The following is a 21,507-nucleotide window of genomic DNA, read 5'->3' on the forward strand; positions in this document are numbered from 1 at the left end:
TCGCAGCACGAACTGCGCTATCGAAAGCGTCTTCTAAACCACATACTCACGCCAACAATAACCATCAGCGCGGTCATCAAACCAGTCAGTGCGACCAACACCGAGCCCGCGGTTCCAGCGACTCTACCACTATGCAACGGCAAGCGGAGTGCGGCCACAAAGTCGCCTGCAGTGTCACCAGCCGGGTCAGCGACCGCCAGCACCTGACCACTACCGGCTCCAACATACACCGTGATAGGCCCTAAACCGAGCGTGCTTGGCTCGGCCAAATTAACACGATAGTGATTTGTGGACGTAGAGTATTTTATGACGCTAGGCAAAACAGCAAGTTGGTTGCGTTCAGCATACTCGACGGCTATCTCGAGCGCGCTAGAAAAGTCCACCGCATTCGCCGGCAACGATGCTTCATCAACCACATCAGTTTTGCTATAAGACGACACAGTTTTGACAAGCGGGTTAAATAGCTCGTCTTCCAAATTCATCGACAATCCTGTTACAGCGCTACTAAGCATCAACAGCCAACACCATAAGCCGATACTTTTATGCAGTTGCAAAAACTTAATCTTCCACGGGTTGCGCCATTGCACGGTCCACGCACGTTTCCATTTCTTTAAAAACTGATTACCTCGCGGCAGTGTTAGGTACAAGCCGACGAGTGACATCAGCACCCACAGCAATGCAACCATGCCCATGATGCGGCTACCCAGCGGCTTTGGCAGTAACAAACGGTTGTGCAATTTATAAATAAATGGAATCAAATTCTTCCGTTCAAAGCAGCACTCTCCCCACATGCGCTTACCTTTAATCTCGCCGGTAACCGGGTTAATGAACACTTCATCATAATCAATATCGTAAAGCTCACCCGTTACTGGGTTATGTCTTGGCTCAACATATGACACCAGAGCGTAGGTGGCGGCACTGACGATTGGTTGGTAGTTTACCCTTATGCGAGGATCACTCGCTTCAATACGCGCTACCAGTTCCGTTGCCGAAAGACTAGGTTCACCGACTTCGTCAATCTCGAATAGTTCGGGATTGAGCCAAATTTCAAGACGATCCTGGAAGGCAATCACACTTCCGGTCAAGCCAGCGCACAACAAAAACAACGCCATTCCTAATCCAAGATACCTATGTAACTTAACTAAGCTAGTACGCATGAATAACCTCATCACCCAAATTCAATTTATTACTTTTTTCCATCGACAACACACTGCTAAAATTCCGCTGATAAACCTACGGTAATCCAAGCTTGATCAGTCGGTAGCGCATACCTCTTACTGCTAGCCAACCAACTGCGGTTAGCGCTGGCGAACAAACCGGCCACCTCGGAAAGTGACCAGCTAACGTTTACCCCCGCCTGCAAATAGTTTTCCTGCCCGGCATAGCCAAAATCGAACCCCTGCATTACATAAGGCTCGACACTAATTGACTCTGACCCAAGACCAAACTCAGAACTTAGAAACAGCTCGAACACGCCGGCAGCAGCTTCCGTTGAATAGATGTAGTCGACGCGGGGAACAATCCAAAAATCACGGTCAACGCTGACGCTGAGGCTAAGTTCATTGTCGGTTTCGTCTGTGTCAAAGAACATTAAGCGTGTATACCCAAAAGACACATTAGCCACACCCAATTCCAAATCGTGAGCTATGCCAAAGTTTAGTTCTTGGTACGGTTCGCTACCGCCATCCCCAAACCAAACGGTGACTCGGAGCGGTTGCCAATTCATCGCAGCCTCAACTGAGATCAAACCTCCGCTATCGAGGCTGTCTCTGGCTTGAGAGACATACTTGCTATGCTTTTCAATACCAAATTCGAACGCTGGTTTGGTCTCCACATCAGCTAAAACGTCATTCCAATGCAGAACAGCGCAAAACAACACATAGCGGAGCAAGGCGGGGCCAAACCTTTGTTGACTTGTGCAGTTAATCAATTATCTTTACCACGTCACCTGGCTGCGTATAGCAAAAGCATCGCCTTTGTGTGCTGCGTACCCTTGAGGTAACACTTCAAGACTGTTATCAATATCAAAGTGAACCCAATTAGCCGACAATCTTAGAAACGATTTTGGATACCAATTCAAGCCTACCGAAAGTGTCGCCCCCTTACCGCCGCTTATATCTCCACTGACGAGATCCATGTAACTGCTACGCAATGCCAGCTCGACAGCACCCTGACCTCCCTCACCCCAGCTAGTCGCTGGTACAACACCGCCGAATTTTCCGTGACTGCGTTCATAGTTGCGCTGCTCGCCACTGATCAACCAAGCCGCTTGCGCATAGCCGGTCACAAAGCGTGACTCATCTAATTGCGTATAGTCCACTGTTTGCTCACCGAATTCAGCTTGGAACAGCAGGCTATGATGCTGAAACGCCGCTTCCAAACCAACGTATTTCACGTCATTAGCGGCATGTTCGCCAGTATCAAATAGCGCAGCTAACTGATGACTCTCCGGGCGTGCCGAGACCCGATAATCTTCCTCACCAAGTGACACGTAATAGCTCGCTGCACCAAGGTGCCACGTGTGGTTCGAGCTGTGCAACGGCGTCCACATAAGCCGTGCGGCCGCCTTCCAGCCTTCACTCTCACCCACTTCCGTGTCGAGCTGAGACTGGCCGAACAAACCTGCGTTGAGCGACCAACGTTCACCCTGGGTTTCAAACCCTAGCCCTACCGAACGCCCTAAGCTTAGTGAATTGTGCAGCGAGCGCTCCAAAAAACTATGATTAGAGTCGCTGGTTTCATCATCCAGTGACACTGAGGCTTCATGGTGTCCTAGGCGAATAGCCGTGTGATCACTCATTCGATATCGAATGAAAATATCCTCGTAGCCTATCTTGTCACCACTGAAATCCAACTCGGCCACATAGTCTAGCGACGGGGAAAATGCGCCTTGAGCGCCCAATCTAACTCGACGAATTTCACTGGCTCGACCATAGTCAGTTGTCTCAACATCACTGCTGGTCGTCATAAGCTCGGTTTGAAATTTACCGCGAAACCTAAATCGCGATTCACTTTCTGGCTTACTAAACTGGGGCGATGCCCCAGCCCAAGCCATAGCGGCGCTTGCTGGATTTGAATCGGGGCTGTTTACCCCTACTGCGACAGGCTCAGCAACAGACCCAGCGGCGGCCGATTCAAGTTGCGCTAGCCTACTCTTGAGTTCGTTTAATTGACGTTCCTGCGCATTTACCAGAGCCCGAATTTCCTCTAAGCTGTCTTCTGCCACGGCCACAAATGGACACCATAACAATATAGAAAACACTAAAATAACGTGTGCGGATATTTTTCTGTACATAGCGCTACCCTTCTTGATCATCGGCATTTTCTTAACGGGGCGCGTTAGCATTGCGACTAAAACTAAGCTCACCATGGAGTTGCTCCTTAGCAAGATCAGCTACCCACTTTTCATTAATTCCATCTGGCGTCAATGTCCATTCACTGCGGTATAAAAATCGGTTTCCAGAGAGCATCTGAACCCCATCACCTTGACAGGTAGCCTGCTTCCGATCCGCTGACAACAAACACTTAGTCTGGTAGACCGAGTAGGCATCACGTCCAGAAACAGTCAGAAATCGGCCATCTGCCCGCACCGAAATGTCTCCACCTTCTCCGTCGGTCCATGCACCACTCCAAACCGGTTCAAACTCACTCCTCTGAGCAACAGCGACGTTAATAGAGGACAAAAAGCAGCCCACAAGCAGCAGCCCAAATAACCAGTAGCTTCGACAAATACCATGATGTCGGTAAGGCTGGTAACTAAGCGCAGATTCAAGATTATTCATGTCATACATATTTGAAGGAGTGTTAGAAAGCTGAACGATGTTTTGCCTCTTGGCAGCACTATTGCGTGCAGGCATAAAGCGGTTTGAAACTGGGTTGGCAAAGTACACTTGCTACTACACCGACCAAGCGCTTAGAGGAGGATGCTTATCGTGCCAAGAACGAGCGACTTCGAGTTCCCCCGCCAATCGAAACAATGTGTCCTCACCACCATACGCAGCGGTAAACATCATGCCGATCGGTAAATTATTAGGGTTCCAACAGAGCGGCACGCTCATAGCGGGTACGCCTGTCACATTCGCCAGCGGCGTGAAAGGACAATAGCGCCACATTTGTTCAAGATACGCGTCAAGATCGCCCGAGTTAGCATCCAGCACGCCCAGCCTAATTGGAGGCTGCGCTAAAGTTGGTGTCAACATGACATCCCAGTCCTGCATAAATGCGCCCAAGCACCGACCCAGTTCAGTACGATATTGCAGCGCGTTAGTTAATTCGACGCCACTCGTCGCTAAGCCTCTTTGGTAGAGCGCAAGGTTACAGCGCTCTACCGTTGTGTGATCGATTTCTCGGCACCTGTCGTTGGCGGTCTGCTGGAGTTCTGCCGCCATCGAGACCGCTAACATCGTGGTGACGTGATCATGTAGCTCTGGCGCGCTGTAATCGACTGAGGCTTTCACCACGTCATGACCAAGATCACTCAGCAAAGTCGCGGTCTCATCCAGCGCAGCTAGGCAATCTGGGTGCACGTTAATCCCTTGCGCACGACCATCGCACACCGCAACTCTGAGGCGTTGCGGTGCCGCACTCACCTCGTGTAAGTAAGGGCGTCTTTTAGGCGGTGCAGAGTATGGCGAGCCGGTATCATGACCACCACTAATATCCAGCATTAGAGCGCTGTCTCGTACACTACGAGTAATGACATGATGTGTCATCAAGCCATACCAAAACTCGCCATCTCTTGGACCAGTTGGCACCCGCCCTCTACTCGGCTTTAAACCAAACACGCCATTGCAAGACGCAGGTACACGAATTGACCCAGCGCCATCGTTACCGTAAGCAATTGGAATTATACCTGCCGCGACTGCCGCCCCGCCGCCACCACCCGAGCCACCGCTAGAACGGCTTACGTCCCATGGATTACGACATGGGCCATGCAGTTGCGACTCTGTGGTCAGCGATGATGAAAACTCCGGTACATTGGTGGTACCCATGAGAATAAGGCCAGCCGCCTTGTAGCGCTTGACAACCTCAGCATCGAAATCGATCACCGTACCGCGAGCCAAGCGACTGCCGAAGTCGCGCGCCACACCCTTGACATAGCCCACGCAATCCTTCATCGCCAATGGAACGCCAGCAAAATCAGCGACATAATCTAGGTTACGACTTTGCTCTAACGCGGATTCGGTTTGCATTGACACGAAGGCGTTTAATGGCTCATTGAGCTGAGCAACAAGTTGGTAAGCAAGCTCGAGCAATTGCTGTGGATTGATCTCGCCGGCCTTAACAGATTGCGCTAACTGAAGGCCATCGCAGTCAGCATATTGGCTAAAGTTCATGGTTTTCGCACCAAATAGACGGCGTAGCTTGGCAGAAGAATATAGTCATGATTCAGCCTCTTCGGCTACAGCCAAACGGAAGTCGTCGCGAGTACAAAATGCCAGCCGCGCGCGCTTGGTCGGCATCTCGATTACACCTTGGTAACGAAAACCTGCTTTTAGGTTCAAGGCGTGAATTTTTGAGTTATCTGCATCCGGCTCTACCACGACTCGCTGGACTTGTGCGTGAGAGAAAATAAACTCAAGGATAAATTTGAACACATGCCAAGTGAACTTAGGCAACGGGGTTTGTGTCGGCGCAACTAAAATATGCATACCGTAATCGCCTTGCTGAGCATCGTAGTACTCGGCGAGGTCATCATGCTCAGCATTATAAAACTCAAACAAGAACACTGGAGCTTGGTTAAAGCAGCCGATGTAGACCTGTGTGTTTTGGGTCGCCAAAATTTTTTCGTACTCCGTTGCTACTTGCTCCACGCTGGTGTTTTGCAACATCCAAAATTTAGCATGCTCGGCGTTCACCCAAGCGTGGATTAACTTTACGTCTGCGGTATTGTTGTAGGGGCGAAGTGAAAACGGCCCTATCTTAGGAATACTTTTTTGGTAGACAAACAAAGACAATCTCCTCTCTCGGTCAAACTCATCTAAGCTTTCAGCCGCGCCATTCACCTTCACCTAGGTTTCAGTGTGTTGTTAGGTTGCCGCTGGGAAGTTATAAGTATAGAGAGATGATCGGTATCAGGTAGTTGCTTAATCACACACCATTGGTGACAAATTCACACCTAAGAAACTCGTCAAACTAGGCATACTTGAGCCTACATCAGCCACACTGACTATCGGTAAACTGGAGAACAAGCATGGTGAAAATAATACTCACTCGTACCTATTGGCTAGCCTGTGCCGCAACCGCATTATTACTTGTTATTGTCGCCTTAACCGGTAGCGTACAGGCCTACTACTATGAGATCGATGAATGGCTAAACCCTGATTTTTATCAAACCGACAACAACAGGCCGATGCTACCGCCGGCGGAGATCATCGCTCAATTCGAGGCACAGGTTCCTAGTGCCGAGGTTTGGTACCAACAAGTCGCAGAGGAACCTGGGCGAAGTAGCATGTTGGCGGTTTCTCCGCGTAAGCCTTTGGGTAAGCAAGCAGCACAGAAGCTAGAGTACAATTATTACTATGTCGACCCCAGCAATGGTGAAATTATTGGCGCTCGGGCATGGGGCAAATGCTGTTTTGAACCAGAAAACCTGGTCAACTACCTTTATGAGCTTCATCACTCATTAACCATACCTGGCGCACGCGGATTTCAATTAATCGGCGCGGTTGCGTGCTTATGGTTACTCGCCTGTTTGAGCCTGCTGGCGCGAGCTTTGATTGCAAAAAAGGGAGCAACTTGGCTATCACTGTCTGCTCCTGCTACGATAATCGTCGCACTGGTAATGCTGCCATTCGCCATCAGTAGCATCGCTATGAATTTTTCAGCTGAGATTTTCAAACCCATCACCTCTGTCTTCTCCCCCGTTAAACCCAGTGTCTATGAAGAATATGGCAGCAAAGCTGAGCAAGATTTTGGTGACCGCAACCTCAGCTATACAGACGCTTATAACCTGGCCACTGGCTTAGGCGCTCAGCGTAACTGGCCATACCCCATTGGCGAGCTGTTTTACAGCCGAGCTTATAACTTCTACGGTATGGCTTTTGGTAGTCGAGACCCCAGTGGAATGGGCAACAATTGGCTTTATCTGAGCGGCGTTGACGGCCGCATCGTCGCAATTAAAACACCAGCCCAGGGAACAGCCGGCGACCTGTTTTACTTCAGCCAATTACCGCTGCATAGCGGACGATTACTCGGCACAGCAAGCCAGTTCTGGGTGTTTCTGGTCGGTTTACTTACCGCAGCACTGTCATTCAAAGTATTCCTTTACGCATTGCTACGTAGTTTAAAAGGCAGTATTCGCCACCGACGCTCGTAGCTAACAACCCGTCGCCACACAATCGTGCAACACCAATGCGGCTTGAGCGTCATCTGGAAAAAGTCGTGATATAGACTCGCCAAGCCGCAAAACTTCAACAACCGAGTCTGCGCGCCAGATCAAGCTCGAAGACCAGCTAGATTGGCATTTGGCCGACCACTGATTCGAACTCAATCCATTCATGTACTCCACCTTCTAATTAACGTCTTCCTGAGCAACGCTAAAGATCTTGCTCACGTAGCCGCCCAGCTCGCTGCCCAGCTACGCGAACGGAAAGAATATGCCAATGGGCATTGTTCTGCGCAGACTCAACATAAGGCATAAGGGAGTTTTGTATTCAGCACAGGCCACAAATAGCAGCGTTACTGACTGACTAAGAAAGAAACTACCTATAGGTAACTATGTTGATGGCGATCCTTGCCTAGCAGATACTGAATCTGCGGTTAACTTAAGAAGAGGAATTACCGGTTGGTTGCACCAGTCAAAATTCTCAAGCCGACTAACTATCCTACAAGGGCTAGCCGACTTGAGAAGTCCTTCGGGGGGGACGTTAGAAATCGAAGCTGACTCTTAGGCCAACCGTACGAGGACGAGTACGATTAGCATTGTTCCAAGCATGATATGGGTCAATGTACTTATTCACATCGGTGAGATTCTGACCATATAACTCAAGACGAATCCCATCGATGGTCATGCCTAAGCGCGCGTCTAAAAGACCAATGGCATCAGAAAACTGACCAATGTTCTCCACAGAGAAACTGGTTCGATCCACATATGGCATTTCGTCACGATAGCTATAACCCAAGCGGAAGAAACCCGGCTTGTCGGCAGACCAATTAAAGTTATACATCGCACCTAAGGTATAACTGTAGTCAGGCACGTAATCGATCGGGTCACCGACGATGTTGGCTGTGTCGGTGCCGCCAATTTCTTTGACTTCGGCGTCGATCACGGCCAGTGATGCATCAAATGTGAATGCATCTGTTACATGCCACCTCATCGACGTTTCAAAGCCTGCGACTTCAACCTTACCGATATTACTGACAAAGCTTTCAAAACCACGACCTTCAATAAACACTAGACCCCGACGCAGCATTTCGTCGTACTCAGTGAAATAAACAGCCGCATCAAAATACAGTTTGTTTTCAAACAAGTTAGCTTTGTAACCTAGCTCATAACTCCACAACGACTCAGGGTCGAAGTCGGGTAATTCAACACCATTGAAGTCGAAGCCATTAAAGCCACCACTACGAAAACCCTTAGCTGCGCTGGCATAAATATTCTTATCATCACTTAAGTTGTAAGAGAGATAAACTCGAGGGTCGACTGAATCAAATGAGCCGGCTTGAACACCTGTAGAACCTTCAATGAATTGAGTTTGATCGTCTTCAAAATATCGAGCACCAACGCCAACATTCAGTTTGTCGGTTATCTGGTATGACATATCCGCAAATACCGATAAAGATTCTGATGTGTCATGTGTGTAGTATGAAGATAAGAAAATATCGGGACCGAACTCAGTCACAACTTCAGGAATATTTAGGTCCACTTCCATGTCACGGTAGAATATGCCGGCGGTCCATTGTAAACGACCGTCTGCATTTGAGACTAAACGCAACTCCTGGGCAAACTGATTTCCGACGTTATTTCGGTTGCTGTAGCCAGCAAGCGTTCCGCCATAGATTGTTTCTGGGCCGCCAAAATAAGAGAATGGGTAGTCGAGATCCATCTCAGCATAGGAGGTTGAACTCAACAGTTCAGCAAAACCAAGATCATAAGTTACTTCCAAGTTATACAAATCATAGTCCCATACTTTTGGCTTTAACGTAAGCCCTGGGTCAGTTGGAACATAGACGGTCCGATCAGGCTGTTCATAGCCTTGACCAAGCTCATACTCGGCGTTGTATTTAACCACCGTTGCTAATACATCAAGACTGTCAGTTGGCGTCCACAGTGCTTTAACACGAACTGTCGAGAGGTCTTCGCCATTGCCGTCTTCGATACCGGCCTCTGGCTGGTCCTGCCAACCACCACCATCTTTAACATCAGCCACCACACGCATCGCGAACTTATTCTCGACTACTGGCATATTCAGGATTGCCGTAACACCCAAACCGGTATCGCCGTCAGTAACAGAATATGCGTCACCTTGCACACTACCAGAAAACTCTTGAGTGTTCGGCCGCTTAGTGATGTAACGAATCGCACCACCAACCGCACCTTGACCATATAAGGTACCTTGCGGACCTTTGAGCACTTCAACTCGCTCCAGATCTAATACTCGGGTTGGCAATACTTCATAACCAGTTAGGGCCATGGGGATCTCATCTTGGTAAATGCTGGTGAGGGCTCCGCCGCCATGAGCATTCGCGATTCCACGTAGAAATATCTGGTAGCTGCCTGGGCCGTCTTCGCGCATTGTTAACCCTGGCACGGCGAATGACAAGTCTTGAATCGTGTCGATACCTCGCATTTCTAACTCATCGCCAGTTATAGCTGCAATGGCCATCGGCACTTCAACTAAGCTCTGTTCGCGCTTACTCGCTGTAACAATAATCTCGTCTAATAGTACCTGCTCGGCACTGGCTTCCACTGCTAGAGTCGTTCCCAACGCTGCGACTGCCATGACTATTGCCCTGTCTATTTTAGTTCTCTTCATAATTGTTATCCCAAGTGGGTTTTTCACTGAACCGTCATAGTAGCGTTACTTTTGTATGGTTAGGAAGTTGCCAAACAACACCGCAGCGGTGCATAAACATCACCATGAACCAGCTATTGACCTGACGCTGCCCGATTCCAACCTGAGTGAGTATGATCTGGCTGCTCCCAATAGAACTTACTTCGAGGGCGATCATAATTGCCGATTTCATCCATGCTGCCACTGTCATAGAGTCGGCCACCAATCATCGTCTGACGTACCGACTTTGTATTCAGAATGTTGTCAAGCGGGTTTTTATCTAACACAATCAGATCGGCCAATTTTCCAGCCTCAAGACTCCCCAGCACCTTATTGAGGCCCAAGGTTGTAGCGCCATTTACCGTGGCTGCTCTGAGCACACGCTCGTTACTCATACCGCCTTCGCTCATTAATTGCATTTCCCAATGCATGGCCATGCCCTGCACTTGAGAGTGAGACCCCACATTCACCAACACGCCCGCGTCATCGAGTTTTTTAGTGGATCTAGCGACCGACCTGAAACCGATCTCCCAACGCTCATCATCGGCATGCAAACTGGTCATTCCGCGTGCATATAAGGGCGCCGCATACTGAATACCCAGCGGGCTATACCCACTGGTAACTTCGGGCACAAAACTATCAATGCGAGGGTCTTCCCACGTTCGAGAGGTCTGGTAAATATAATTCTCGCCCAATATTTCACCAAATAGTGCAACCAGCGTCGGCGTGCTAGCGGTTTCACTGTGGGCAAATAATTGCACTACGTCATCGTAATAATTCGCGACCGGTAAATTGTGTTCGATGGTATTGTGACCATCGAGTATCGAACTAATGTTGTTGTAGAAATGGCTCTCACCTTCGATCGACACCATTATGCCTGCCGCTCGTGCTGCCTTGACCAACTGTTGGCGTTGGCTACGCAATGGTTGGCGGTAACTCTTAATTGTGGTGCCACCCAGCGCACGTTTGCGAGTCATGACTTTTTCAGCATCGGCTAAGTTTGATATCGGCGTGTAGACTGAATCAACTTTGCCGGGGCGCCCATAAATCACACTACCGACGCTCACTGTGCGCGGACTCACAATCACCCCAGCGCGTTGCATTTCGCCAGATGAGTAACTGGATAACTCCGAAGAATACGGATCAAAATTTGTAGTAACACCAAATGCCAATGATGCGTACAGCGCCGCCTGCTTTTGCGGAATACCTCCGGTTGATTCGTAATAGCAGCTTTCTACATGACCATGCATATTGATCAGCCCTGGCATAATTGTTTTGCCATGACTGGGAATAACCTTGGCTGACTTAGGAATCTCGACCTGATCGACTGGGCCAACAGCAGCAATACGATTACCATCAACAAGCACGGTTCCGTTCTCGATTACGTCACTGTCGGACATGGTAATAATACGCGCGCCGGTGAAGGCCAGCATTCCTTTTGGCACATCACGCTCGACCGTCAGGTCAATTGATACCGGCGCAGAATACGCTAAATCGTCAACCGAAAAACTGTTAAGCGTGTCACCTAACAACCAATAAAGCCGTTCAGAATCACTCGCCCAAGCTAGGTTATAGCCCCCTTCATCCGAGAGACGAACCAGCGGTGTGGCGGGCGCGTTGGCAGACACATTCATGGCGCCACCGGCGTCATTCAGTGGCATGGCATAGTAGCTCTGTTGTTGCTTAAACCCAATCCACTTTAGATTTGGGCTGACGCTCAACTCGGTTCGATCGGCACCCGACAACACGGCATGCGTTCTTTTTTCATAGCCGCGTAAATTGACGCTCTGCAGCTCAGTCACCACAGCGCCATTTTGATAGCTGCTATGTTGCAAAAATAGTCGCCGATCATCGGGCGAAAATTGTAATTTAACGCCGGACTTAGCAACCAGTACAGGTGATGTTTTAGTGCGTATGTCGAGCAAGAACACGCCGCTGTCATTACCGAAGCCACCCATGCATTTACTGTCATCTTGAACCCGATAGGCAAGTGTTTGGCCGTCGTGAGAGAATACTGGCTCTCGGATCACACCTCGACTCTTAATCACAGCCCGCGCGTTACCACCAGCTGCTGACATCACGCGTATAACGCTGCCTTTTTCGTCATCCCATTCAACATACGCAATCTGTTTACCGTCACTCGAATAGGCTGGTTCAAACTCAAATGCCCGGGATTTAGTCAGCCGCTCTGGTTTGCCGTTTGGTAGTGATTTATGCCATAAGCGACCCAATGCATTGAACACAATTGTTTGTTGGTCCGGTGACACAGCTAAGTGCCGGATGGCTTTAACCGCTACGGTGTCTGTTTGTATTGCCGCACTGGCATCAAATCGAGTTGCCTGAGTAATTCGATGCTTGGCATCGACGGTGAAGGGAATCACATTGGCGCTCGCCGTGTGGGTATCCACTTTGTATAACTTTCCCTTACCCCAAATAGCGATAAAGCGCCCGTCAGGAAACCAACTGTACTGCGGATAATAAGTGCCTTGAGCTATCCATTCACCTTGAAGATCACGATCCAATTGATCGTACACTGGGCGTTGCTCTCCAGTTTCTAGGTCGTACACAAACAATATGGTCTTCGCTTTGACGCGTCGCACAAACGCAATTGTCTTGCCGTCTGGTGAAACTTGCGCCGTGGTAGCGCCACCAAAGCCCTTCAACAGTTCCTTAGTCTTACCTGTTTTAAGGTCGCGCTGCATAACCGCATGCACAGTATGGTTGGCATCGATATAGACCCCTGTACCTTCAGGGCCGCCGACCTTGTGCGTGTAATACAGGTATCGACCATCAGGGGAAAACTGGGCTTCAGTAATATTTTGAAATGCGCTAGGTGATTCAACTATCGGCCATCCAGCACCGCCTCCAAGGTGATACCCTCGCAGCTCTGAAGTAAAAAGATCAGAATACGCTGACGACAACTTGGTGGCAGCGATGTACTGACCTTCTGGGCTCCAAACGACGTTGGTTAACACGTCTTTGGTTTCACGCGTAACTTGGCGCGCTTGCGACCCATCTAACCTCGACACCCATGCATTATCGCCGCCACTCTCATCACTCACATACAGAAGCAAGTTGCCATCTGGACTAAAGCGCGGCATTCGCACCATCGCTGAGCCGCCATGAACTAACGTTGCTAGCCCACCAGTTGTTGGTAAAGTATAAATATCGCCAAGCAAGTCGAAGACCAATAAGTCACCGTCTGGATGCACATCAACGCTCATCCAGGTTCCTTCTTCAAGGCGAAACGCAGCGTCAGTATACGGTTGACCGGTATCGCTAACGTCCCAGCCCAATACAAATGAGGGCCAACTTAACAACGCTAAGACTACACAGGAAAATCTATTGGCAATTCGGTTAATACGCATCGGGATCCCTTTTGGTTACAACTACTAACAACGAAATTCTGACTCAACAATTACTGACCAGACCAAGCTTCGTTCCAATCAATACCCTTGTAATCGGGCAGCTCCCAATAGAACTTGCTCCGCGCACGGTCGTAGTTACCAATCTCGTTCATGCTTAGGCTATCAAACAGGCGGCCATTGAGCATGGTGTAACGCACGCTATTGGTATTACTTATATCGTCGAGCGGATTGGCATCGAGCACGATAATATCGGCCAGCTTACCCACTTGCAGAGAACCGATTTGAGTATCGAGCCCCAGGGTCTCAGCGCCGTTAACCGTTGCTGTTCGCAGAATTCGATGGTTGCTCATACCACCTTGCGCCATCGACTGCAGCTCCCAGTGCAACGCCAACCCAAAGACTTGCCCGTGTGAACCCGCGTTGATGGTTACACCAGCATCATCCAGTTTTTTAATTGAGCGGCTGACCGCACGAAACCCGATGTCCCAAATTTCTTCAGCGGCATGCAAGCCGGTCATACTGCGCACGTGAAGAGGCGCGCCGTAGGGCGTGCCAACCGGGCTGTAACTCGATGTTGTCTCTTGAACATAAGACTTAATTTTAGGCTCATCCCAGGCTTTAGTGGTCTGATACAGATAATTCTCTCCCATGATCTCCCCAAAGGTGACGTTCAAAGTTGGGGTATTCGCGATGTCGCTGTGTGCCATTAACTGCACAAGATCATCGTAATGGTTCGCAACCGGAATGTTATGTTCCAACGCCATGTGGCCATCAAGAATCATGCTGATGTCAAAATAGAAGTGGCTCTCCCCTTCTGCATCGACCATTACACCAGCCTCGCGCCCGGCTTTAACCAGTTGCTGGCGCGCACGGCGCGATGGTTGCTTATAGCTCTTAATGATTCGACCATTTAGCGCTCGTTTACGACGCATGGTATTTTCGGCATCGGCGTACGTGTAGAGCGGCACATAAGTGCGATCACCTTTTCCCGGGCGGCCATAAATTACCTTGCCCGTGGAAATAAATCGAGGCCCCACCAGCTCACCGGCCTGCAACATTTCGGTGGTTGCATAGGCTGCCAACTCCGAGGTGTACGGGTCATAGTTGGTGGTGACGCCGTACGCAGCGGCAGCGTAATGGCTGGCGTGTTTCTGCGGCATGATGCCACCGTAATAACAACAGTCGATATGCCCGTGCATATCAATCAAGCCGGGCATCACCGTTTTACCGGTGGTATCAACCACGTACGCATCTTCTGGAATCACCACTTCGTCAGTTCGCCCAACACTCACGATGCGGTTGCCTTCAACCACCACCGTTCCTTGTTCGATAACCTGATCGCCATCCATTGTGATAAGTCTGCCACCACGGAAAGCCACCATACCGCTCGGGCGATCCAGCGGCACATTCAAACCCACAGTCGCAAATGGCTGCGGCAGTGGCTTATCGTTGGTCGTCAACTCGGTTACGTCAACACGGTATAAATCGTCACCTAAATTCCAATTCAAGGTTCGCGAGTCGGATGACCACGTCAGGTTGTAGCCGCTGCCTTCGGTCAAGCGAAACGTCGGTACCGCGCCAGCCGTGGCAGATACCGGAGTTAAGCCTCCAGTTTCCTTGTAGGGCATCACATAATATTGTTGGTTTTCCTTAAAAGCGATCCATTTGCCATCTGGGCTGCGCGACAACTCGCTGCGGTCCGCGCCCAATGCTTGCGCGTGGTCTCGGCGCTCATAGCCATCCACTGTCACACTCGAAATTGAGGTATTTTTAGACACCGTGCTAGTGAAGTAAATTCGCTCTCCGTCAGCTGAAAAGCTCGGCTTACTGGCGGCGTCACCGATTTGTTGGGGCTCTCCGCCAGCAACTGCAACAGTATACAAACCTGGCGTGGAGCGATAACCGCCTAAGCCGTTGCCGCCCTCTTCGATACTATAGACAATCGTCTTGCCGTCTGGAGAAAATGCCGGTTGGCGTATAACACCGCGGCTTTTGACCAGCGTTTTTTTACTGCCCCCGCTCGGCGATATCAACTGTAGCGCACTGCCCTTTTCGTCATCCCATTCAACATAAGCAAGACGGCGATTATTCGGCGAATAGGCTGGATCAAACTCAAACGAAGGCGATTGCGTGATGCGTTTAGGCGTACCATCTGGTAGTGCTTTTTTCCATAACCTGCCCAACGCATTGAAGACCATTTCGTCATTGTTGTTTGCCACAGCAAGCTGCCGAATCGCTCTTACCTGAACCTTTTCCGGCATCAAAGTATCAGCAAACTTAGGCGACCGTATAATCCTGTGCTTAGTGTGAGCAACAAAGGGAATCTCTTTGGCAACACCGGAATCCATGTTTACTTTGAACAGCTTACCTTTACCCCAAATCGCCACATGCGTGTTGTCTGGAAACCAGTCGAATTGCGGAAAGTAGACGCCTTGCTGATAAAAGTCTGCTTGTTGGTCGCGATCAAGTTCGGCATACACTGGCCGCTGCTCACCGGTCTGAAGGTCATACACAAACAGTATGGTTTTGTCTTTAACACGACGGACGAAAGCAAGCTTCTGGCTGTCCGGCGACACCTGAGGTGAAAGCGCACCGCCAAAGCCTTTTATCAACGCAACGGTTTCACCCGTTTCAAGGTCGCGTCTCATAATGGCATAGTTAACATGATTCGCATCCACGTAAATATGATGGTCGACGAGTCGCTGCGTGTAGTACACGTATTTGCCGTCGGGCGATAAATTGGGTTCTTGAATATCACGTTTGTTTTCCGGCGCATCGACTAAGGTGCGACCTAAACCGCCACCTAAATGGAATATGCGTAGGGAAGACGTTTTCTGATCATTAAACCCAAGATCTACACTGGTGGCGACCACGTATTCACCGTCAGCACTCCATGCAGGATTGGTCAACATACTCTCAGACACTACGGTGACCATTCGTGCATTACTTCCGTCTGCATTTGCCACCCAAACGCGATCGTCACCGCTTAGATCACTAATGTAAACCAGCTTACTGCCATCGGGACTAAAACTGGGTATTCGATCAATCGCCGCGCCGCCGCTCACTAAAAGCGCTTCACCACCTGTCGCCGGCAGACTATACAGGTCACCGAGCAAATCAAAGACGATAGTTTGACCGTCTGGACTGACGTCCAAACTCATCCACGTTCCTTCGTTCAGTGTAAATTCGACATCAATATACGGCTGGCCGGTATCACTTATGTCCCAGTCTTCGGCCTGCGCCAATAAATTTGCGCAAGCTAAGTAACAAGCAGTCAGCGCAAGTAACCTAAGCCGTTTGACTGTTGACAATTTTTTCAAAAAACACGACATGTCGTCGCCTCCAAAAATAGTAATTATTTGCTGGTCATACCGACTAGCGATTCCACTTCCACACTAAACCGTCGCTGCTCTGCTGCGCCCTGCTGCACTCTTCTGCGCTCTGCTGCACTTGGCAACTGATGCGATCGAACGAGCAAACCACATCAATGATGAAACTCAAGCAAGCTCCACTCCAGTGCTTGCCCAATTGTTACAGAGCAGTAAAAGGTCGAGGGTCAGCATTTAGCATCGTGGCCCCAACGTTGATACGCTTGACCTTATCAACGACAAAGTCTGTGTCATTGCCCGACACATAGCTTTTATCGATTTCAATCGCGCCGTTTTCATCAGCATTCAGTCCATACGGCTTGTTATTTAATACAACTGACTGGGTTACTGACACTCGCGCGTCATCACTGGCAAATAGCCCGTCGTCTTGGTTCGCTTGGAACACCGATTGCCATATCACGACCTGCGACCTTTGGTACGCCGCCAAACCGGCCGACTCACTACCGGAAAATTCTGAGTTGCTAATACTGACGTTAGAGTCATCATTGGTCCAAACCCCAAGATGGCTATCAGTAATGGTTAAATTGGTAACATCGACCTTGGCATTTCCATGCACACTGAGCGCCATTTTTTGCACCTTCTGTATCGACACATCAGCGATCTTGGACTCCCCATTGATAATAAAAATACCATGGCCGTCGTAGATATCGTCTTCTTGAATGCCCCACTTAAAGTTCTGCAAGTTTAGGTTTTTGAAGCTAACTTGACTGTTTTTTGTCACGAAGCCATTGGCCGCACTGAGCGAGCCATCGATCACCACTTCACCTTCACCAATAATCGTGAGCTGCTTATCTTCGATAAGAGTGTAACCGCGAATCTGCAATTCATTCAGCGGCGTATCTCGATAGGATTTAGGTTGATAGACGCCCGACTTAATGTGCACCACGGCGCCGGATTCTGCCGCATCCACTGCCTGTTGAATGGCATCACCACCGGTAAAATCGCAGTGTTCAAACTTCGAGGCATCAACACACACAATCAGTGCCGTTGCGCCTGCGTCAACAGGGTCTGAACCTGCTGCCGAGGCGCTTGAAAACGCCACCGTCATAGCATAAGCCACCAACGCCCAATTTATAATTTGCATAATCGCCATCTTCCATCACGTTTAGTTGAACAAAGCCTAGGTTAGTCGAATCTAAGCCATACTCGTTATTTTAATGTAGATCATCATAAGACGATGCGACTTAACTTTGGAGATGCGAATAATGACTTAGCTGGTGCTAGCAGCTCACCAGAACACTCATGTTTAGCAACTATTAACAATTCAAATTCCAGTTTACTCTGCCACCTGTGAACTATGTTACGGCCAGATATACGCCTCAAAAAAGAACCTTGTGTGTGCTGCCGAGCAATAAAACTACCCAGCTTAAGATTTCAGCGGAGAATCGACCATGAGCACGCCTAAAAGACCTAACTTCGACTGGCAAGACCCATTCCAACTTGAACATCTGCTCTCAGAAGAGGAGCAGTTAATTCGTGATACGGCGCGCAAGTACGCGCAAGAAGAGTTACAGCCACGCATTATTCAAGCGTACCGAGATGAGAGCACTGACCCAGCTATTTTTCGTGAGCTAGGTTCACTTGGGTTGCTCGGCCCGACCATTGAGGGTTATGGATGCTCAGGTGTAGGTTACGTAAGTTACGGCTTAATTGCGCGTGAAATTGAAAGCGTCGACTCTGGCTATCGGTCAATGATGAGCGTTCAGTCAAGCTTAGTCATGTACCCAATCTATGCCTTTGGTAGTGAAGAACAGAAGCAAAAATACCTGCCGAAATTGGCTAGCGGCGAGTCTATCGGCTGTTTCGGACTGACCGAACCAGACCACGGTTCCGACCCAGGCAGCATGATAACCCGTGCTAAAAGTGTCCCCGGTGGCTACCGTTTAAATGGCGCTAAAATGTGGATTTCAAATTCCCCAATCGCTGATGTTTTCGTGGTATGGGCTAAAACCGACGATGGCACCATACAAGGGTTTATTCTGGAAAAAGGTGACGGAGGTCTAAGCGCTCCCAAGATCGAAGGTAAGTTATCGTTACGTGCTTCTATTACTGGTGAGATCGTTATGCAAGATGTGTTCGTTCCAGAAGAAAATAAGCTACCCAATGTACAGGGCCTCAAAGGGCCAATGAGCTGCCTGAACAATGCCCGCTTTGGCATCGCCTGGGGCGCGTTAGGTGCTGCCCAAGCATGCTGGGAGTCGGCGCGACAATACGTGTTAGATCGAAAGCAGTTTGGTCGCCCCTTAGCGGCAAACCAGTTAATTCAAAAGAAGCTAGCGGACATGCAAACAGAGATTGGACTGGGCTTGCTTGGCTGTTTACAAGCTGGGCGACTAAAAGAGAAGGACCGGCTGGCGCCAGAGCTAATCTCGCTCATCAAGCGCAACTCATGCGGTAAATCACTCGATATAGCGCGTGCAGCACGAGACATGCTAGGTGGAAATGGTATTTCGGATGAGTTCCCAATATTTCGCCATATGGTGAATTTAGAAACAGTCAACACCTACGAGGGTACCCACGATATCCACGCGCTTATTCTAGGCCGGGCGCAAACCGGCATTCAGTCGTTTACCGGACAGTAAGCCAATTGGCCGTATACCAAACCCCTTAATTATGCCAATCAAGCACTAGCCTATTACTTTGAAAATCAATGCCATGTTAACTCTGACAACAATTTTGAATGACGCCCGCTCGGCACAAGCCGTTTTTGCAAACTACTCTCAAGAGCAACTCGATGCCTGCGCACGCGCAGTTGGTAAAGCTCTTTACGACAACGCTAAGGAACTGGCCGAAGATGCGGTAAACGAAACCGGCATGGGAAATGTGGCGGATAAAACGCTTAAAAACCAAAGCAAGTCACGTAATGTGTGGCACTACCTAAAAGGAAAAAAATCGACCGGAGTCATTGAGCGAGACGAAGCCAACGGCATGATTACCATTGCTCATCCAGCTGGTGTGGTTGGGGCAGTCACACCGACTACGAGCCCAAGCATGACGATTATGTGTAATGTGATGTGCGCACTCAAAGGTGGCAATGCCATTGTGATCGCACCACACCCGCGCGCCAAAAAAGTGAGCGCTAAAACAGTGTCGATTATTAACGCTGAACTCGACAAACTTAAGGCACCAGAAAATTTGGTCCAATGTATTGAGCAACCCTCGATGCAATTAACCAATGAACTCATGGCATCGGTTGATGTACTGGTCGCGACCGGCGGGCCGGCGATGGTCAAGTCCGCCTACTCCAGCGGCATGCCATCTTTTGGGGTCGGTGCCGGTAACGTACAAACCATTTTTGATGTAGACATAGACTATCAAGTCGCTGCACAAAAAGTCATTGCAGGACGGTGTTTTGATAACGGAATAATCTGTTCAGGCGATCAAAGCATTATCATTCCTAAGCAGCACTACCAGCAGGTTATTGAGGCTTTTACGTCACAAGGAGCCTACTATATAGAGGACCAGCAACAGGCGGACAAATTGCGCGAGGCATTGTTTAAAGACGGCTACACAAACCCTGACTTGATCGGCCAAGATGTTCAAGTGATTGCTCAATATGTGGGACTTCATGTACCCGATACAGCAAAAGTAATTCTAGTAAAATCGAATGGCCGCGCCGACGACGTATTGCGCAGTGAGAAAATGTGCCCTGTACTTTCGGTGTTCGCCTACCAAGACCTCGAGCAAGCAATCTCTATCGCCAAACTCAATCTAGAGGTAAGAGGTAAAGGCCACACCTGTGTTATTCATTCGCACACGGTAGAGCACATCGAAAAAATTGGCGCCGCATTACCGGTCAGTCGCATAGCAATCAATGAGGCTGGGTCATTGTCGGTGGGCGGTACATTGCAAAACGGTTTCGTGCCAACTGGCACCCTTGGCTGCGGCTTCTGGGGCAACAACTCCACGTCAGAGAACTTAAACTACCAACACATGCTCAACCTGCAGCGCATTGGCTTCACGATGAACCACAAACCTGTACCGACCGATGAGGAAATCTGGGCGTAGTCACTAAGACTGACAAGTTACACCGCCAACGGCTCTTCGAATTTCGATATATCGAAAAACCTCACTGTTGTCTGAGCTGTTTTTTTGGCGACAAGCTCAATCGTCTAAATGATGTTTTTGAAACTAAGATAACCATACTCAAAATTCGATATTTCTCACGGCATCGCCATCGCTTGTTGGTTTGCATGAGCCGGAGCAGCTAGCCAGCAATGAGCATGTTCTCGCTCGGCAACCTTGCCTGATATCGATAACAAGTTTCACTGATATTCATGAATATACATGCAAGACGGATTGTCACTTGGCGAGCGGTGACAATATTCTTGGCCAGCTCTTTACGCTGAGATGGCCTTGATACCATCCTGACGTATCTCAGCTTTGACGCGCTCTTCAGCATACATCTTCTTCAAACGAGCATTTTCGGCTCGGAGTTCTTTTATTTTCCTCATCAGAGATGTATCCATTCCACCAAATTTTGCGCGCCATTTATAGAAAGCCGCATGGCCCATTCCGTGCTCGCGGCACATATCTGGAACTGAAACACCTTCTTCGTTTTGCTTCAAGATAGCGATGATTCGGTTGCCTGAAAATTTAGCACTGCGCATAAAAAACTCTCCTGTTAGGATCAAAGAATAATCTACTTAAAACTCCAACTAATTTTCGGGGGGATTGCACGACGCTCGGCGATAACAAAAATCAGAACGAAATATCTTCAATGTCGCGATGACTCAGATGAAACCGAGATGACTC

General features: G+C 49.2%; 14 protein-coding genes and 1 pseudogene. 3 read left to right on the forward strand and 12 right to left on the reverse strand.

Features of this window, described 5'->3' with window-relative positions:
* Positions 1-17: 17 nt before the first annotated feature.
* The 6 genes from DFR28_RS01505 to DFR28_RS01530 form a co-directional block, all read right to left on the reverse strand.
* Positions 18-1,157 carry a PepSY-associated TM helix domain-containing protein gene (locus DFR28_RS01505; RefSeq protein WP_170131929.1) on the reverse strand — a complete coding sequence of 380 codons (1,140 nt, stop codon included), beginning with the start codon at positions 1,155-1,157 and terminating at the stop codon, positions 18-20.
* A gap of 56 nt (positions 1,158-1,213) precedes the next feature.
* Positions 1,214-1,930: a hypothetical protein gene (locus DFR28_RS01510; protein WP_147250894.1), complete on the reverse strand. Its 717-nt coding sequence runs from the start codon at positions 1,928-1,930 to the stop codon at positions 1,214-1,216.
* Between the two features lie 6 nt (positions 1,931-1,936).
* The gene (locus DFR28_RS01515; protein ID WP_170131931.1) at positions 1,937-3,295 is read right to left on the reverse strand and encodes an OprO/OprP family phosphate-selective porin; all 1,359 of its coding nucleotides are present in this window, start codon (positions 3,293-3,295) and stop codon (positions 1,937-1,939) included.
* 31 nt (positions 3,296-3,326) lie between these two features.
* Positions 3,327-3,782: a hypothetical protein gene (locus DFR28_RS01520; protein WP_147250895.1), complete on the reverse strand. Its 456-nt coding sequence runs from the start codon at positions 3,780-3,782 to the stop codon at positions 3,327-3,329.
* 114 nt (positions 3,783-3,896) lie between these two features.
* Complete coding sequence (locus DFR28_RS01525) at positions 3,897-5,336, reverse strand: amidase (protein WP_113952536.1); 1,440 nt, start codon at positions 5,334-5,336, stop codon at positions 3,897-3,899.
* Between the two features lie 45 nt (positions 5,337-5,381).
* The gene (locus DFR28_RS01530) at positions 5,382-6,011 is read right to left on the reverse strand and encodes a GNAT family N-acetyltransferase (RefSeq protein ID WP_113952537.1); all 630 of its coding nucleotides are present in this window, start codon (positions 6,009-6,011) and stop codon (positions 5,382-5,384) included.
* Positions 6,012-6,193: 182 nt separating this feature from the next.
* Between DFR28_RS01530 and DFR28_RS01535 the strand changes: the two genes are divergently transcribed.
* The gene (locus DFR28_RS01535) at positions 6,194-7,318 is read left to right on the forward strand and encodes a PepSY-associated TM helix domain-containing protein (protein ID WP_113952538.1); all 1,125 of its coding nucleotides are present in this window, start codon (positions 6,194-6,196) and stop codon (positions 7,316-7,318) included.
* Here DFR28_RS01535 and DFR28_RS01540 read toward each other — a convergent pair whose 3' ends face one another.
* The 5 genes from DFR28_RS01540 to DFR28_RS01560 form a co-directional block, all read right to left on the reverse strand.
* Complete coding sequence (locus DFR28_RS01540) at positions 7,319-7,501, reverse strand: hypothetical protein (protein ID WP_113952539.1); 183 nt, start codon at positions 7,499-7,501, stop codon at positions 7,319-7,321.
* A 367-nt stretch (positions 7,502-7,868) separates the two neighbouring features.
* The gene (locus tag DFR28_RS01545; protein ID WP_211316807.1) at positions 7,869-9,977 is read right to left on the reverse strand and encodes a TonB-dependent receptor; all 2,109 of its coding nucleotides are present in this window, start codon (positions 9,975-9,977) and stop codon (positions 7,869-7,871) included.
* A 113-nt stretch (positions 9,978-10,090) separates the two neighbouring features.
* Entirely contained in the window at positions 10,091-13,363 is a 3,273-nt protein-coding gene (locus DFR28_RS01550; protein WP_113952541.1) for an amidohydrolase family protein, read from the reverse strand.
* 50 nt (positions 13,364-13,413) lie between these two features.
* Positions 13,414-16,695, reverse strand: coding sequence for an amidohydrolase family protein (locus DFR28_RS01555; protein WP_113952542.1), 3,282 nt, complete (start codon positions 16,693-16,695; stop codon positions 13,414-13,416).
* A 199-nt stretch (positions 16,696-16,894) separates the two neighbouring features.
* Positions 16,895-17,836, reverse strand: coding sequence for a right-handed parallel beta-helix repeat-containing protein (locus DFR28_RS01560; protein ID WP_170131932.1), 942 nt, complete (start codon positions 17,834-17,836; stop codon positions 16,895-16,897).
* A gap of 307 nt (positions 17,837-18,143) precedes the next feature.
* Between DFR28_RS01560 and DFR28_RS01565 the strand changes: the two genes are divergently transcribed.
* Complete coding sequence (locus DFR28_RS01565) at positions 18,144-19,334, forward strand: acyl-CoA dehydrogenase (protein ID WP_113952544.1); 1,191 nt, start codon at positions 18,144-18,146, stop codon at positions 19,332-19,334.
* 73 nt (positions 19,335-19,407) lie between these two features.
* On the forward strand, positions 19,408-20,760 hold the full coding sequence (locus DFR28_RS01570) for an aldehyde dehydrogenase family protein (protein WP_113952545.1): 1,353 nt from the start codon (positions 19,408-19,410) through the stop codon (positions 20,758-20,760).
* A 205-nt stretch (positions 20,761-20,965) separates the two neighbouring features.
* Here DFR28_RS01570 and DFR28_RS01575 read toward each other — a convergent pair.
* Positions 20,966-21,362: pseudogene (locus tag DFR28_RS01575) on the reverse strand (transposase); the annotation flags it as partial.
* Between the last annotated feature and the right edge of the window lie 145 nt (positions 21,363-21,507).

It is taken from the genome of Arenicella xantha, assembly GCF_003315245.1.
In the GTDB taxonomy this organism is placed as follows: Bacteria; Pseudomonadota; Gammaproteobacteria; order Arenicellales; family Arenicellaceae; genus Arenicella; species Arenicella xantha.

Bases quoted from the DNA above. Each gene is read 5' to 3' on its own strand.
- DFR28_RS01515 (WP_170131931.1), bottom strand. From the start codon at position 3,295: ATGTACAGAAAAATATCCGCACACGTTATTTTAGTGTTTTCTATATTG.
- DFR28_RS01560 (WP_170131932.1), bottom strand. From the start codon at position 17,836: ATGCAAATTATAAATTGGGCGTTGGTGGCTTATGCTATGACGGTGGCG.
- DFR28_RS01505 (WP_170131929.1), bottom strand. From the start codon at position 1,157: ATGCGTACTAGCTTAGTTAAGTTACATAGGTATCTTGGATTAGGAATG.
- DFR28_RS01565 (WP_113952544.1), top strand. From the start codon at position 18,144: ATGAGCACGCCTAAAAGACCTAACTTCGACTGGCAAGACCCATTCCAA.
- DFR28_RS01570 (WP_113952545.1), top strand. From the start codon at position 19,408: ATGTTAACTCTGACAACAATTTTGAATGACGCCCGCTCGGCACAAGCC.
- DFR28_RS01555 (WP_113952542.1), bottom strand. From the start codon at position 16,695: ATGTCGTGTTTTTTGAAAAAATTGTCAACAGTCAAACGGCTTAGGTTA.
- DFR28_RS01550 (WP_113952541.1), bottom strand. From the start codon at position 13,363: ATGCGTATTAACCGAATTGCCAATAGATTTTCCTGTGTAGTCTTAGCG.
- DFR28_RS01540 (WP_113952539.1), bottom strand. From the start codon at position 7,501: ATGAATGGATTGAGTTCGAATCAGTGGTCGGCCAAATGCCAATCTAGC.
- DFR28_RS01525 (WP_113952536.1), bottom strand. From the start codon at position 5,336: ATGAACTTTAGCCAATATGCTGACTGCGATGGCCTTCAGTTAGCGCAA.
- DFR28_RS01545 (WP_211316807.1), bottom strand. From the start codon at position 9,977: ATGAAGAGAACTAAAATAGACAGGGCAATAGTCATGGCAGTCGCAGCG.
- DFR28_RS01535 (WP_113952538.1), top strand. From the start codon at position 6,194: ATGGTGAAAATAATACTCACTCGTACCTATTGGCTAGCCTGTGCCGCA.
- DFR28_RS01520 (WP_147250895.1), bottom strand. From the start codon at position 3,782: ATGAATAATCTTGAATCTGCGCTTAGTTACCAGCCTTACCGACATCAT.